Annotated in this window: 11 protein-coding genes; 9 read left to right on the top strand and 2 right to left on the bottom strand. The window is 60.3% G+C overall.

Features of this window, described 5'->3' with window-relative positions:
- Window positions 1–205 precede the first annotated feature (205 nt).
- Window positions 206–3,109, bottom strand: coding sequence for a protease pro-enzyme activation domain-containing protein (locus JFN93_RS16135; RefSeq protein WP_199385131.1), 2,904 nt, complete (start codon window positions 3,107–3,109; stop codon window positions 206–208).
- A gap of 534 nt (window positions 3,110–3,643) precedes the next feature.
- Here JFN93_RS16135 and JFN93_RS16140 point away from each other — a divergent pair.
- Window positions 3,644–4,183 carry a THUMP domain-containing protein gene (locus JFN93_RS16140; RefSeq protein ID WP_199385132.1) on the top strand — a complete coding sequence of 180 codons (540 nt, stop codon included), beginning with the start codon at window positions 3,644–3,646 and terminating at the stop codon, window positions 4,181–4,183.
- A 96-nt stretch (window positions 4,184–4,279) separates the two neighbouring features.
- Here the strand turns inward: JFN93_RS16140 and JFN93_RS16145 are convergent, their stop codons facing one another.
- Entirely contained in the window at window positions 4,280–4,786 is a 507-nt protein-coding gene (locus JFN93_RS16145; protein ID WP_215907786.1) for a VOC family protein, read from the bottom strand.
- Between the two features lie 161 nt (window positions 4,787–4,947).
- On the opposite strand from JFN93_RS16145, the gene JFN93_RS16150 reads away from it, so the two are divergent.
- The 8 genes from JFN93_RS16150 (at window position 4,948) to nifK (ending at window position 13,430) form a co-directional block, all read left to right on the top strand.
- The gene (locus JFN93_RS16150; protein ID WP_199385133.1) at window positions 4,948–5,253 is read left to right on the top strand and encodes a hypothetical protein; all 306 of its coding nucleotides are present in this window, start codon (window positions 4,948–4,950) and stop codon (window positions 5,251–5,253) included.
- Window positions 5,247–5,621: an HVO_A0114 family putative DNA-binding protein gene (locus JFN93_RS16155; protein ID WP_199385134.1), complete on the top strand. Its 375-nt coding sequence runs from the start codon at window positions 5,247–5,249 to the stop codon at window positions 5,619–5,621. The genes JFN93_RS16150 and JFN93_RS16155 overlap by 7 nt, the downstream gene beginning before the upstream one ends.
- A 91-nt stretch (window positions 5,622–5,712) precedes the next feature.
- Complete coding sequence (locus tag JFN93_RS16160; protein WP_199385135.1) at window positions 5,713–6,057, top strand: HIT domain-containing protein; 345 nt, start codon at window positions 5,713–5,715, stop codon at window positions 6,055–6,057.
- Between the two features lie 10 nt (window positions 6,058–6,067).
- Window positions 6,068–7,480, top strand: a complete 1,413-nt coding sequence (locus tag JFN93_RS16165) for a tetratricopeptide repeat protein (protein ID WP_328754157.1) — start codon at window positions 6,068–6,070, stop codon at window positions 7,478–7,480.
- 376 nt (window positions 7,481–7,856) lie between these two features.
- The gene (gene nifV, locus JFN93_RS16170; RefSeq protein WP_199385136.1) at window positions 7,857–9,011 is read left to right on the top strand and encodes a homocitrate synthase; all 1,155 of its coding nucleotides are present in this window, start codon (window positions 7,857–7,859) and stop codon (window positions 9,009–9,011) included.
- 385 nt (window positions 9,012–9,396) lie between these two features.
- Window positions 9,397–10,266, top strand: a complete 870-nt coding sequence (nifH, locus tag JFN93_RS16175) for a nitrogenase iron protein (protein WP_199385137.1) — start codon at window positions 9,397–9,399, stop codon at window positions 10,264–10,266.
- Between the two features lie 92 nt (window positions 10,267–10,358).
- Window positions 10,359–11,804 carry a nitrogenase molybdenum-iron protein alpha chain gene (gene nifD / locus JFN93_RS16180; RefSeq protein WP_199385138.1) on the top strand — a complete coding sequence of 482 codons (1,446 nt, stop codon included), beginning with the start codon at window positions 10,359–10,361 and terminating at the stop codon, window positions 11,802–11,804.
- Window positions 11,805–11,960: 156 nt separating this feature from the next.
- Window positions 11,961–13,430 (top strand): nitrogenase molybdenum-iron protein subunit beta, encoded by a 1,470-nt coding sequence (gene nifK, locus JFN93_RS16185; protein ID WP_199385139.1) that lies wholly within the window; start codon window positions 11,961–11,963, stop codon window positions 13,428–13,430.
- Window positions 13,431–13,580 lie beyond the last annotated feature (150 nt).

Consider the following 13,580-nt stretch of genomic DNA (forward strand, 5'->3'; position numbering starts at 1 on the left):
CTTGGGAAAGAGGGTAAGCAGGATGATGGGCGCAGCATGCGAGTGAAAGGACAGGCACAAGAAAGCCCCCTGAGGTCGAACTCAGGGGGCTTTCTTAATAGCGATAATCGCGCTTGTAGCCGTGGGAGCGCCATTCCTGGCGCGATCAGCAATGCCAATTCGCGCCAAGAATGGTGCTCCCACCAGGATTTTCGCCGGATGAATCCTACTTCACCGTCACGCTCAGATCATCCAGATACATGTTGTACCCGGCGGCGCTGGTCCCCAGGAAGCCGAGGTAGACGCTCTTGCCGATGTAGGAGGAGATATCCACGCTGACCTGCGTCCAGCCTGCGGTGGCGGCGTAGCGGGCAACGGCGGCGCCGACGTTGGCCCAGGTGGAGCCGTTGGTGGAGAGCTGCGCCTGCACCGTGTCATTCTTCGTGGGGCGGTTCGGGTCGTGATACATCCAGAAGGAAAGCGTCGCCGATTTCGCGGTGCTCGGAATGGTGAGCCGCCCGGAGGTGAAGAGCCGGGCCGAATTGCCGCTGGTCGCTGAGTAGGAGTTGAACTGCGCCATAGCGGTGCCGGTGTGCGGGGTGACGGTCGGATAGGTGCCGCTGCTCGCCAGATACCATCTCGCGCTGCGCCCGCTGACCGAGGTGGTCAGCCAGTTGTCGGTGAAACTGCTGCTGTACAGGGCACCCGACTGGATGGTCAGGGCGAAGGTCGTGGTATGGGTGATGCCGCCGCCGGTGGCGGTAATGGTAAGCGTGCTCGTCCCCGCGGTCGCGGTGGATGCGACGGTAAGGGTGAGGACGGAAGTCCCGCTGCCGGGTGCGGCGATGGTCGTGGGGGCGAAGCTTGCCGTCACCCCGGAAGGAAGTCCGGAGACGGCAAGGGCTACCGAGGAACTGAAACCGCCGGAGACGGCAGTGGCGACGCTGAGCGTCCCGCTGTTGCCGACCAGAATGGAGCCGGAGCTGGGCGCGCTCAAGGAGAAATCGGGACCGGCAAGCACCGTGAGCGAAAAGCTCTGGGTGCGGGTGATCCCGCCGCCCGTCGCGGTAACGGTAACGGTGCGGGTCCCGACGGTAACGGTGGAGGCTACGTTAAGAGAGAGCGTCGTGGTGCCGGATCCGGGAGCGGCAAGGGATGCCGGGGTGAAGGTCCCGGTTACGCCGCTCGGGAGCCCGGAAACGGAGAAGGTTACCGAGGAGTTGAAGCCGTTTGCCACGCTGACCTGCACCGAAACCGATCCGGACTTGCCTGCGGTGATGCTGACCGGGGAGACCGCCGCCAGGGAGAACGAAGGCGAGCTGGTCGTGCTGCCGGTGGCGCCCCAGTTGGTGACCAGGGCATTGGCGTCGACCGACCCCAACCCGGTCGCCTGGTCGTAGCCGCTTGCGGCGCTGTAGCCGGTGACGCCGGGAACGCTGTTGCTGCCGGAAGTCACGTCATGGAAGACGCTGGCCCCGTTGGCGCCGTACTGGAGATTCGCCAGTTGATACAGCCCGACATTGGCATTGCCGATCCGCTGTCCGGTCTTCTGGAGCAGGAGCGCCACGATCCCGGCAAAGGAAGGGGTACCGGCCGAGGTCCCGGAGACCGCGGAAAGGGAACCGCCCGTAACGATGAGATAGGAGTCGTGCCCGGCGCCGGAAAGGGAGACGTCGGGAATGTCGCGGCTGCCGTCCTGCGGCACGCCGGTAGCGACCTGCCAAGAGGGTTTGCTGTAGATCTGGGATGCGCCGCCGCCGGTGGCCCAGAGTCCCGACCCGCCCGAGACGGAGCCGCTTTCGTTCCAGACCACTTCCGGAATGTAGCCAAGGGCCGAGGTCATGGAGGTGGTGCTGACCGAGTTCCAGTACTGGGTGCTCCCCTCGTTGAACTGGGTGCCGCCGACGGCGATATTGTACGGCGTGGAGGCAAGGCCGTTGACCGCCTTGCCGGAACCGGTAGCTCCGCTCGGATCGCTGCAGCCGGCGGCGCCGGAGTCTCCGGCCGCCACCAGGACGGTCTGTCCTTGGGCCGCGGCCTGGGCCCAGAGGTTGTTGTAGAAGGTGTTTTCCGTAGCGCCCATGTCGGATTCGCAGCTGCCGAAGCTCAGGCTGACGATCGGCGCTACGTTGTTGGCTACGATGTACTGGGCCGAGAGGTCGACACCGTCGGTCGTGTTGGTCGACTGGGAGGTGACGAATTTGATGGTGGCATTCTTCGCGACTGCTCCGGCCCACTCGACGTCGAGGTTCGCCTCGGTGTCCTCGTTGGCGCCCAAGTCGCCGGGATCGGTGCCGTTGACGATGACCTGAGGTGCGTTGGCGGGAAGCCCCATTTTACTCCGGAAGGTAGACCAGTTGGTGGCGGCGGGGTGGGTGCGCCCGACGATGGCGATGCTCTGACCGGTTCCGTCGAGCCCGGCATTGTAAAGCGGGTTCACGTTATAGATGGTGGCGAAATCTCCCGGCGCCAGGTAGTGGTAGGAGCCGGAGGTATAGTTGGGCACCGCCTGGTTGGAAGGAAAGGCGGTAGCCCCGTTGTGCTTCGGTTTGCGCGGGATGTTATGCAGGGTGACCACCCCGGAGACGACGTCGGAAAGGGCACGCGGGATGGAAGGATCGGTGGTGTTGGCGTGGTAGCTCTTGCCGTCGACGGTCACCGTGGAGATCTGGGTCCGGAAGGCCTGTTCGACGTGGTTCACGTCACCGGAGAAGTTGATCCACATCCGGCTTTTGGCAACCTCGTCGATCTTGAAGCCATGGGAGGTGAGCCAGGTGGTGATGTCGGCGACGTCGGCCGCCGAAGGACCGAACTGCGCGGCGAACTGGTCCGGAGTCAGCCATTTGTGGTAATTGGGCGAGGTCGGATCGTGCTGCTGCTTCAGGAAGGTGCTCAGCGCTGCCTGCTTTGCCGCCGAAATCTGCAGGGCCATTACCATGTGGTCCATGCGCAGGCTCGTGTCGGCGGCACTTTTGGCCATGGCGCGGTGGGCCAGCGGGTGGGTGTTGCCCTGGAGCGTGACCGTGTCGTTGTCGTCGATGAACCGGCCGCCGGCAAACGCCTGCACCGCCAGCAGTGACAGGAGAAGCGTTAAGAACGTAAGCCGTGACATGAATGCTCTGGTAGACATGTTTTCTCCTTGATCTCGTCGGGAAACAGTTGGAGCGATCCGAGCGGTACGATCTGAACCGCTTAGATCGCTTTTCGGTAAAAGGTGCGGAAACTTGAGAGATGGATCTGGAAAAAAGTATTAAAAATTAATTGCTTACGTTTTGGTAAGCTGCATTGGTGGCAGGAAAATGCGGCACGTTTAGTGAGAACGTATGACTGTGGAATTGGTTTACTTGTGGTGCCGTATACATAGGAATACCGGCTGGACCATGAGAAGGTATACTTCAGCACTTGGCGTTTTGGTGGGCCAGTGAGGGGGCAGGTGAGGAAGGGGATTGGAGTCCGCCCGCTTACCTACTTCGGTAAGGGCGGTAACCCGGTAGGAGCGTCATTCTTGTCGCGATTTCAGCTGAAGGTTTCGACAGAAATGTCGCTTGGTTACCGCCTTCAGAATCGCGCCTGGAAAGGCGCTCCCACAGGGTTGGGCGCTTAAGGGATTGGATTGCGACAGGAATGTCGCTCCTACAGACAGCCACGGTGGCGAGGAGGCGTTATGAACGACTGGAACGTTGTGGTCACGGTCTACGACGGCGGTTACCACCCGGCGCGGCGTTTCTTGCGCCGGTTCGGCCCGGTTGAGCAGACCGAATACTTCAACATCCTGCTGATGCGGGTTCCCCACCCAAGGCAGCTGCTGGAACTCCTTCTTGAAGAAGGGGAGCGGGACCCGCATGGCTTTGCGGCGCTGGCACGGGTAATGCCGATAGATGCTGCCTTTTCTTTTATGTCGGCGGCGGAATTCGAGGAGACTGCGAAGGAAGTGGTGGCGCCCTGGGTGCCGAGACTTTGCGGGAAGCGTTTCCATGTGAGGATGCACCGGCGCGGTTTCAAAGGGAGGATGTCCAGTCTTGATGAGGAGAGGTTCCTCGATACCTGGCTGTTGGAGGCGACCGAGGCGGCGGGAGACCCGGCACGGATGGCTTTCGAGGATCCGGACCTGATCATCGCCGTGGAAACCATGGGGCCCAGGGCAGGGGTATCCATTTGGAGCGATGAGGAGCTGAAACGTTTCAAACTGCTCCACCTGGACTAGCACCGGTGCGCGCTTTGGCTGACGCCGGAACCATCACTGTGGGAGCGCCATTTTGGGCGCAAGATATCTCCAACGGCTTTTCCCTTGGAGGGCCTGTTATTCGACTCTTACGCTCTCGAACGCCTTCTGCATCACGGTCATATCGAGCTTTTTCATGCGCAGCACCGCTTTCATTACATGGCTTGCCCGTTCCGGGTCATTGAGCCATTCCCCCAGCATCGACGGCACGATCTGCCAGGAAACACCGAACTTATCCTTCAGCCAGCCACACATCTGCGCGTTGGGATCGCCACCTTCCGATAACTGGTTCCAGTAGTGGTCTATCTCTTCCTGGGAATCGCAGTTAACCACGAAAGAGATAGCTTCGGTGAATTTGAAAGACGGACCGCCGTTCAGAGCTACGAACTGCTGTCCTGCCAGTTGGAATTCCACCGTCATGACGGTCCCTTTCGGAATGCCACTGGCTTCGGCCCCTTCGGCGCCGTACCTCGTTGTTATGGTCGCTTTCGAATCAGGGAAGATGGAGGTATAGAATTCGACCGCCTCCTCGGCCTGATTGTTGAACCACAAGAACGGGGTGATCTTCTGTATCTTTCTTTCCATGTGATACCCCCAGGTTGGCTGCGCTATGCACCTGATACTTCTTTTTTTATAGTTTCAACCTTTGTGGCTAATTTCTCAATCTGTATTCAGCGGGAGTAGCATGAACGGAATGGGGCGGCATTTTCTCTTTTTATTCTGTCTCAGCGGTGATATGTTACGTCATGGCTGAAAGGAAAATTATCGACGCAAGATTCCTGATTGCCAAGAAGAAGGGCAACGGGCAGATCCGCCGTGAGGTTTGGCTCGACGACGGAGTCGTGGTCCGATACAACCTTGCCTTCATAAATCACCACTTGTTTTCTGGGGATAACGGCCGAGTGCTAGGCTATGACAAGCAACATGGCAACCACCACAAGCACTACATGGGTCAGGTTCTGCCCGTCGTATTTCTTTCCTTTGAGGAGTTGGAAGACAGGTTCACAGCGGAATGGAATATGCTTTTGGAGACGTGGAGAAATCGATGCTGAATCTACTTATCACAACGGGGAGTATCGAAGAATTCCAGGACCAGGGGAAAACGCTTGCGCGGGCTCTTGATCAAGGTCAGGAAGTGGAACCGAGAACGGTAATCATGTTCGAGGATCCGGAAGAGTTGCTGGAAATTTTGAGCAACGCTCGGCTGTCGGTGTTTCGTTCGGTCAAGCAAGAGCCTGGCTCAATAACGGATGTGGCAAGACGGCTGGGTCGTGACCGGAGTGCAGTAAAACGGGATGTCGATGTACTTGTTCGGGCGGGCCTTTTGGAGATGGAAGAGGTCCGACATCCGGGACACGGCAGGAAGAAGTACCTAAAGGCCGCGGCGAGTGAGCTTAAACTCGTTGCCCACCTGGGGTAAAAAGCTGCGGAAGGGCACAGGTAGGTGATCAAAATATGCCTCTTTCAGATTCTCTGCCAGCTTATATTCAACAACCAAAAGGAAAGAATCAATGACCACTCCCATCGGTGATTTCTACTGCGACAAGATCCTGAGCCGGGCGCTGGACGTTCGGATCTACTTTGAGAACGACGATGTCTTTGCCTTTCACCACAGCAACCCGATCTGGGAGGAGCACGTGGTGCTTTTGCCCAAGAAGCATCTTGAATCGCTGCTTTCCTTGGAAGAGGCGGACAACGACTTGCTCCTGGAACTGATGCGGACCGCGAAGATGATCGCCGGTGATTTCATGGCCCGATACGGTGCCGCCCGGGTCTATACCAACCTGGGGGACTACCAGTCCTCCAAGCATCTTCATTGGCATATTGGCAGCGGCAAACAGTTGCGTCCCTATTGAGGAGCGATCGGTGCGTAACGAGAGTTCATCTGCCGAATCTCTTTATAACGAAGGCTGCCGCCTGATGGAGTCCGGTGATGCCGACGCCGCGGAGTTATCTTTCCGAAAGGCCATCGCCATCAATCCCGGTCTCGCCGCCGCCCACACCAATCTCGGTCTACTGTTGGAACAAAAGGGAAACCTCGCTGAGGCGGAAAAGGAGTACCGGCTTTCCCTCTCGCTCAACCCGGAAGGGGGGCGGACCTGGCTCAATCTGGGCGTCCTCCTGCTCGGCCAGAAGCGTTTGGCGGAGGCTGAGGAAGCCTACCGGAAATCGATCGCGCTGCTCCCCGATTTTCCCCCGGCCTGGACCAACCTCGGCACCCTGCTGGCCTCGCTGCGTAGGGACGATGAGGCCGAGGTCTGCCTGCGCCAGGCCATCGAGCTGGACCCGCAGTACCGGTCCGGCTATTTCAACCTCAGCTATCTCCTGCTGCGCCAAGGGCGGTTCGAGGAGGGGTGGGAATGCTTCGAGAAACGGGACTGGTACCGGCATTTCGAGGCGCGGATTCCCTGCCCGCGCTGGCGGGGTGAGTCGGTGGCCGGAAAGGCGCTGCTCCTGGTATTCGATGCCGGGAACGGCGACATGATCCAGTTCTGCCGCTATGCATCCGTGCTCAAGGAACGGGGGGCGAAGCTGGTCACGGTGATTGGTCATCCCCCCCTGAAGCGTCTGTTTCGGACCATGGACGGCGTTGATTTTGCCTATGGCTTTGACGAAGAGATCCTGCATGTGGAAGCCGATTACTGGACCCCGCCACTCAGTATCCCTTATTACTGCCGGACCCGGCTCGACAGTATTCCCGCCCGGATTCCTTATCTGCACGCCGACCCGGAACTGGTTAAAAAGTGGGCGAAGCGGCTGTCGGATCTGTCTGCCCCAGGAGACCTTCGGGTCGGGCTGGTATGGCAGGGGAGCCGAAACTTCGAAAACGATGCCGACCGTTCCCTTCCCGGGCTTTCAACGTTGGAGCCGCTGGGCGGGGTAGGTGGGGTACGCTTTCTCAGCTTGCAAAAAGGAGCTGGTGAGGATGATGCGGCGTTGCCGCCGGCCGGTCTGCCGGTAGTGAACCTCGCTTCCGAGATCGAGGATTTCGCCGATTCTGCCGCAATAGTAAGCAATCTCGACTTGGTGATCAGCGTCGACACCGCGATGGCCCACCTGACCGGGGCGCTCGGAAAACCGTGCTGGCTCCTGCTTCCCGACTACAAGACCGACTGGCGCTGGCTGGACGGGCGCAGCGACTCGCCCTGGTATCCCGGGGTGATGCGCCTATTCCGGCAGCACCGGATGGGAGAGTGGGTCAAGGTGGTTGAGGAAGTACGGGAGGTGCTGGAGACGCTAGTTGTCTCATCACCGGGCCGCGGTAACTCCCCCCTTTGACAAAGGGGGACTTCAAACCAGTCGATACGAGTCTCTTTTACCCCGAAGCCTTCATCCGCTAACATTCCTTCTCTCCCTTTCCGTCTCACCCTACTGCCTCCCGGATTTGCTTCTGCTTCTTATTTAGGCGCGCCGTTTTCTCCTTGGTGATCTATTCCTTGCCTGCTCTCCCGCTTCTTTCCCGTACCCAACCTTCTGGCTAACCTGCAGAAACAACGGCATTTATCACGCAGGGCCAACGGTCATCTCCGGGCCCTGTGCCGCCTATGGCACGCCTTGTGCTCTACCCCCTTCGTCTGGCAACACTAACCAGCAGGGCAACGGCGCCCCGACGGAAGTTTCGGTCGGGGCGTTTGTGCTCCCGGGGGAGGACGACATGGGAAATACCCTTAACAAATCTGTCTTCATCGGTGACACCACGCTGCGCGACGGCGAACAGACCGCCGGGGTTGTCTTCAGCGCCCGGGAAAAAATCGCCATCGCCCGTGCCCTCGACGCGATGGGGGTGCACGAACTGGAGTGCGGCATCCCCGCCATGGGGAAGGAAGAGCAGGCGGCGATCCGCAGCCTGGTGAACCTCGGGCTTTCCGCCCGTCTCATTACCTGGAACCGGGCCGTCATCTCGGACATCGACGCGAGCATCGCCTGCGGCATCGAGGCCGTCGACATCTCGCTTACGGTATCGGACCTGATGATCCGCAACAAGATCGACAAAAGCCGCGAGTGGGTGAAGGAACAGCTCAAGCGGTCCCTCGGCTACTGCAAGGACCACGGATTGTACGTATCGGTCGGCGGCGAGGATGCCAGCCGCGCCGACATCGGGTTCCTGATCGAGCTGATGGGCATCGCCGCGGAAATGGGCGCCGACCGCTTCCGGTTCTGCGACACCCTCGGCATCCTAGACCCGTTCACCATGTTCGAAAAGGTGCGCCTTTTGACCTCGGCGGTTCCGGCCCTGGAGATCGAGGTCCACACCCACAACGACCTCGGGATGGCCACCGCCAACGCGGTCGCCGGCGTGAAAGCAGGTGCCACCTACGTAAGCACCACGGTGAACGGACTCGGCGAGCGCGCCGGGAACGCGGCCCTGGAAGAGGTGGTCATGGCGCTCAAGGTCGCCTGCGGCGTCGATCTCGGCATCGACACCCGCCGGCTCTCCTCGGTCTCCCGCATGGTGGGGAAGGCGTCCAACCGGGACGTCCCGGCCTGGAAGGCGGTGGTGGGGGAGAAGGTCTTTTCGCACGAGTCCGGCCTGCATGCCGACGGCGTCCTCAAGAACCCGAGCAACTACGAAGGATTCCGCCCGGAAGAGGTGGGGCTGAAGCGGCACATCGTGGCGGGGAAGCATTCCGGCACCAACGGCATCGTGGAGAGCTACCGGCAGATCGGGATCCCGCTCTCCCGCGAGGAGGCGAACCTGCTCATCGCCCGGGTGCGGAGCACCGCGCAGAAGCTCAAGCGCCCCCTGGAGAAGAGCGAGCTCCTCTCGCTGCACGAGACGCTGGGCTGCCGGGGCTTGGTGGCCGCGTAGGTTGCCTCGCCGATCGCTTCCTTCCCGGGAAAACCTGATGATTAAATGTTAGGCAGCTGCCGCCCCAGGATGCGGAATAGAACAAGAAAGAACTGCAAAAGGCTGCAAAACCCGATAGATACGAATTGGCACGGTAGCTGCTAAAGAGAATAACAAAACAGAAAAGGGTACACCGCGGTACCCGTCCTCGAAAGTTTGGCAAAGGCGCCTCCCGGAAATATCGGAGCGCCTTTTTTGTTAAGGCCTCAATAAACAAACAGCCCTGCACCGAGAAGCGACCCAACGGAGGTATGCATAGGTGGCGGGCTCGTCAGAGAGGCTGACGAGGTTACCAAGCGGTTCCGTGAGCTGCGGAAACGGTCGGCGGGGCAAAAGGAGATTGGAAATGAGACAGATCGCAATTTACGGCAAAGGCGGCATCGGCAAATCCACCACCACCCAGAACACCGTGGCAGGGCTCGCGTCCCTGGGCAAGAAGGTCATGATCGTCGGCTGCGACCCGAAGGCGGACTCCACCCGACTTATCCTCCACGCGAAGGCGCAGGCAACCGTCATGGATATGGTGCGGGAACTGGGCACGGTCGAAGACCTGGAACTCGACGACGTCCTCAAGGTCGGCTACGGCGACGTCAAGTGCGTCGAGTCCGGCGGTCCGGAGCCGGGCGTTGGCTGTGCCGGCCGCGGCGTCATCACCGCCATCAACTTCCTCGAAGAAAACGGCGCCTACACCCCCGACCTCGACTTCGTCTTCTATGACGTTCTCGGCGACGTCGTCTGCGGCGGGTTCGCCATGCCGATCCGGGAAAACAAGGCGGAAGAGATCTACATCGTCTGCTCCGGCGAGATGATGGCCATGTACGCCGCCAACAACATCGCCAAGGGGATTCTCAAGTACGCCACCTCCGGCAAGGTCCGCCTCGGCGGCCTGATCTGCAACTCCCGTAACACCGACAAGGAATCCAACCTGATCGAGGCGCTCGCCGCCAAGCTCGGGACCCAGATGATCCACTTCGTTCCCCGCGACAACCAGGTCCAAAGAGCCGAGCTGCGCAGGATGACCGTCATCGAGTACTCCCCGGAGCACAAGCAGGCTCAGGAATATCGCGACCTCGCCAAAAAGATCTCCGAAAACAAGATGCTCGTCGTCCCCAGCCCGCTGACCATGGACGAGCTTGAAGAGCTCCTCATGGAGTTCGGGATCATGGAAGCCGAAGACGAGGAGATTGTCGGTGTGGCCGAGGCCGCGTCGAAGTAAGGATCCCATCACCCTCTCCCCCCGCACAGGGATATTCGAATGCGAACTGATGGTGGTGTGACGGATGAGTCTCCCACCCATAGGAGTTCTTTATGTCTCATGAGATTAAAACGGTTGAAGGAATAACTAAAGAGTCGACCCAGGAGATGATCGACCACGCCCTGGATGCGTATCCCGAGAAAGCGAAAAAGAAACGCTCTCCGCATCTGGCCCCGAACGATCAGGCCTCGGGCAGCGCGTGCGTCAAGTCCAACAAGAAAACCGTCCCCGGCGTGATGAGCGCCCGCGGCTGCGCTTATGCAGGAGCCAAAGGGGTCGTCTGGGGCCCGATCCGCGACATGGTCCACGTGTCGCACGGCCCGGTCGGCTGCGGCTGGTACTCCTGGGGAACCCGGCGCAACCTGATGAGCGGCATCACCGGCGTGACCAACTTTGCCATGCAGTTCACTTCGGACTTCCAGGAGAAGGACGTCGTCTACGGCGGCGACAAGAAGCTCGCCGTGCTCCTGCGCGAGGCGAAGGAGCTTTTCCCGCTCGCCAAAGGGATTTCGGTCCTCTCCGAGTGCCCGGTCGGCCTGATCGGCGACGACATCAACGCCGTCGCCAAAGAGTCCTCCAAAGAGCTGGACATGCCGATCATCCCCTGCAACTGCGAAGGTTTCCGCGGGGTTTCCCAGTCGCTGGGTCACCACATCTCCAACGACACGATCCGCGACTACATCATCGAGACCCGTGAATTCCCGGATCCGATCGGCCCCTACGACATCGCCCTGATCGGCGAGTACAACATCGGCGGTGACGCCTGGTCCACCAAGCCGCTCCTCGAGGAGTGCGGCTTCAACGTCAAGTCGGTCTGGACCGGCGACGGCGAGATGGAAAAGATCGCGGCGACCCACCAGGTGAAGCTGAACGTCATCCACTGCTACCGCTCCATGAACTACATGTGCAAGGTCATGGAAGAGAAGTACGGCATCCCCTGGATCGAGCTCAACTTCTTCGGCCCGACCAAGATCAAGGAAAGCCTGCGCAAGCTGGCCGAGCTCTTCGACGACAACATCAAGGCCAAGGTGGAGGAGGTGATCGCCAAGTACGATCCCCAGATGCAGGCTGTCATCGAACAGTACAAGCCGCGCCTGGAAGGGAAGAAGGTCATGCTGTACGTCGGCGGCCTCCGTCCCCGCCACACCATCAACGCCTATGAAGACCTCGGCATGACCTGCGTCGGCTCCGGCTATGAGTTCGCCCACACCGACGACTACGACCGGACCGCTCCGGAAATGCCGGATGCCACCGTGGTGTACGACGACGCCTCCGAATTCGAGATGGAACATTTCGCCAACGTCCTCAAGCCCGACCTGATCGGCTCCGGGATCAAGGAGAAGTACCTGTTCCAGAAGATGGGGATCCCTTTCCGGCAGATGCACAGCTGGGACTACTCCGGCCCCTATCACGGCTACAAAGGTTTCCCGACGTTTGCGCGTGATATCGACATGGCGATCAACAGCCCGACCTGGAAACTCGTCAAGTCCCCGTTCTAGGCAGACGCTCCCCCCTTTGAAAAGGGGGGCCGGGGGGGATTTGCCGTTACCGCAACCTCAAAAGCAAATCCCCCTAAATCCCCCATTTCCCGAGGGGGACTTCTTCAAACGACATGGTGGTGTGACGGATGAGTCTCCCACCAAAGGAGATACACAATGGCAAACAATCTTGGACTCAAAGTTAAGCCGGTTACCGAGACTCCCCAGTCGGAGATCGATCGGGTTTCGGCTTGGATCAATACCGACGATTACAAGGAAAAGAACTTCGCCCGCACCTCGCTGGTGATCAACCCGGCCCACGCCTGCCAGCCGCTGGGCGCCGAGCTTGCGGCGCACGCCTTCGAGGGGAGCCTTCCCTTCGTGCACGGCTCGCAGGGGTGCGCTTCCTACTACCGCTCCACCTTGAACCGCCACTTCCGCGAGCCGGCTCCCGCGGTCTCCGACGCGATGACCGAGGACGGCGCGGTGTTCGGCGGCCAGAACAACCTGCACGAGGCGCTTGAGAATGCCTACACGCTCTACAAGCCGAAGATGATCGCCGTCTTCACCTCGTGCATGCCGGAGATCATCGGGGACGACCTGACCGCGTTCATCAAGAACGCCCGCAACAAGGGGATCGTCCCGAAGGATTTCCCGGTCCCCTACGCCAACACGCCGAGCTTCAACGGCTCCCACGTGCACGGCTACGACTCGATGCTGCTCTCCATCCTGCAGACCCTGACCGACGGGAAGCAGGTGGAAGGGCGCTGCACCGGCAAGCTGAACCTGATCCCGGGCTTTGACGCCAACACCGGCAACTACCGCGAGTACAAGCGGATCCTCGAGGCCTTCGGCATCCCCTACACCGTGCTGGCCGACATCTCCGACGTCTTCGACTCCGTCAACGACGGCACCTACCGTCCGTATCCGGGGGGGACCAAGCTGGACGACGCCGCCGATTCCATCAACGGCAAGGCGACCATCGCCCTGGGGACCTACTCGACCTCCAAGACCTTCAGCTGGGTCAAGGACAACTATTCCGGCAAGCACGCCGCCCTCCCGATGCCCTTCGGCATCGCCAAGACCGACGCCTTCCTGATGAAGATCGCCGAGCTCTTCGGCAAGGAAGTCCCGGCGTCGCTGAAGGAAGAGCGCGGGCGCGCCGTCGACCTCATGACCGACGCCCACCAGTACATCCACGGCAAGAAATTCGCCGTGTACGGGGACCCCGACTACCTGCTCGGTTACGTTTCCTTCCTGCTGGAAATGGGGGCGAAGCCGCATCACATCCTTTGCTCCAAGGGGACCAAGAAGCTGGAGAAGGAGCTGCAGGCGCTGCTCGATGCCTCCCCGGACGGCAAGGAGTCGAAGATCTACATCAACAAGGACCTCTGGCACCTCCGGAGCCTGTTGATGACCGATCCGGTCGACGCCATCATCGGCGACAGCCACGGCAAGTTCGATGCCCGCGACGCGAAGATCCCCCTGTTCCGTTTCGGCTTCCCGGTCTTCGACCGGGTCAACCTGCACCGCGAACCGCTGGTCGGCTACCAGGGCGTGACGCACATGCTTTCCACCATCTGCAACAAGTTCATCGACATCGTCGACGACACCTGCGATGACCGGCACTTCGAGTTGATGAGGTAAAACCGGGGTCGGGGGTCCGGGATCGGGGATCGGGGATCGGGAAAACCGGTTTCGCCGGTCCCGGACCTGCCTCCCCCAAAGCGGCATCTTCCCAACTTTTGCCCGAACCATCCCCCTCCCTAGGTGGGAGGGGGACCTTACATAGCAGCA

The organism is Geomesophilobacter sediminis (assembly GCF_016458275.1).
Taxonomy (GTDB): Bacteria; Desulfobacterota; Desulfuromonadia; order Geobacterales; family Geobacteraceae; genus Geomesophilobacter; species Geomesophilobacter sediminis.

Coding starts and splice junctions, on each gene's coding strand:
- JFN93_RS16135 (WP_199385131.1), bottom strand. CDS start 3,109: ATGTCTACCAGAGCATTCATGTCACGGCTTACGTTCTTAACGCTTCTC.
- JFN93_RS16140 (WP_199385132.1), top strand. CDS start 3,644: ATGAACGACTGGAACGTTGTGGTCACGGTCTACGACGGCGGTTACCAC.
- JFN93_RS16145 (WP_215907786.1), bottom strand. CDS start 4,786: ATGGAAAGAAAGATACAGAAGATCACCCCGTTCTTGTGGTTCAACAAT.
- JFN93_RS16150 (WP_199385133.1), top strand. CDS start 4,948: ATGGCTGAAAGGAAAATTATCGACGCAAGATTCCTGATTGCCAAGAAG.
- JFN93_RS16155 (WP_199385134.1), top strand. CDS start 5,247: ATGCTGAATCTACTTATCACAACGGGGAGTATCGAAGAATTCCAGGAC.
- JFN93_RS16160 (WP_199385135.1), top strand. CDS start 5,713: ATGACCACTCCCATCGGTGATTTCTACTGCGACAAGATCCTGAGCCGG.
- nifV (WP_199385136.1), top strand. CDS start 7,857: ATGGGAAATACCCTTAACAAATCTGTCTTCATCGGTGACACCACGCTG.
- nifH (WP_199385137.1), top strand. CDS start 9,397: ATGAGACAGATCGCAATTTACGGCAAAGGCGGCATCGGCAAATCCACC.
- nifD (WP_199385138.1), top strand. CDS start 10,359: ATGTCTCATGAGATTAAAACGGTTGAAGGAATAACTAAAGAGTCGACC.
- nifK (WP_199385139.1), top strand. CDS start 11,961: ATGGCAAACAATCTTGGACTCAAAGTTAAGCCGGTTACCGAGACTCCC.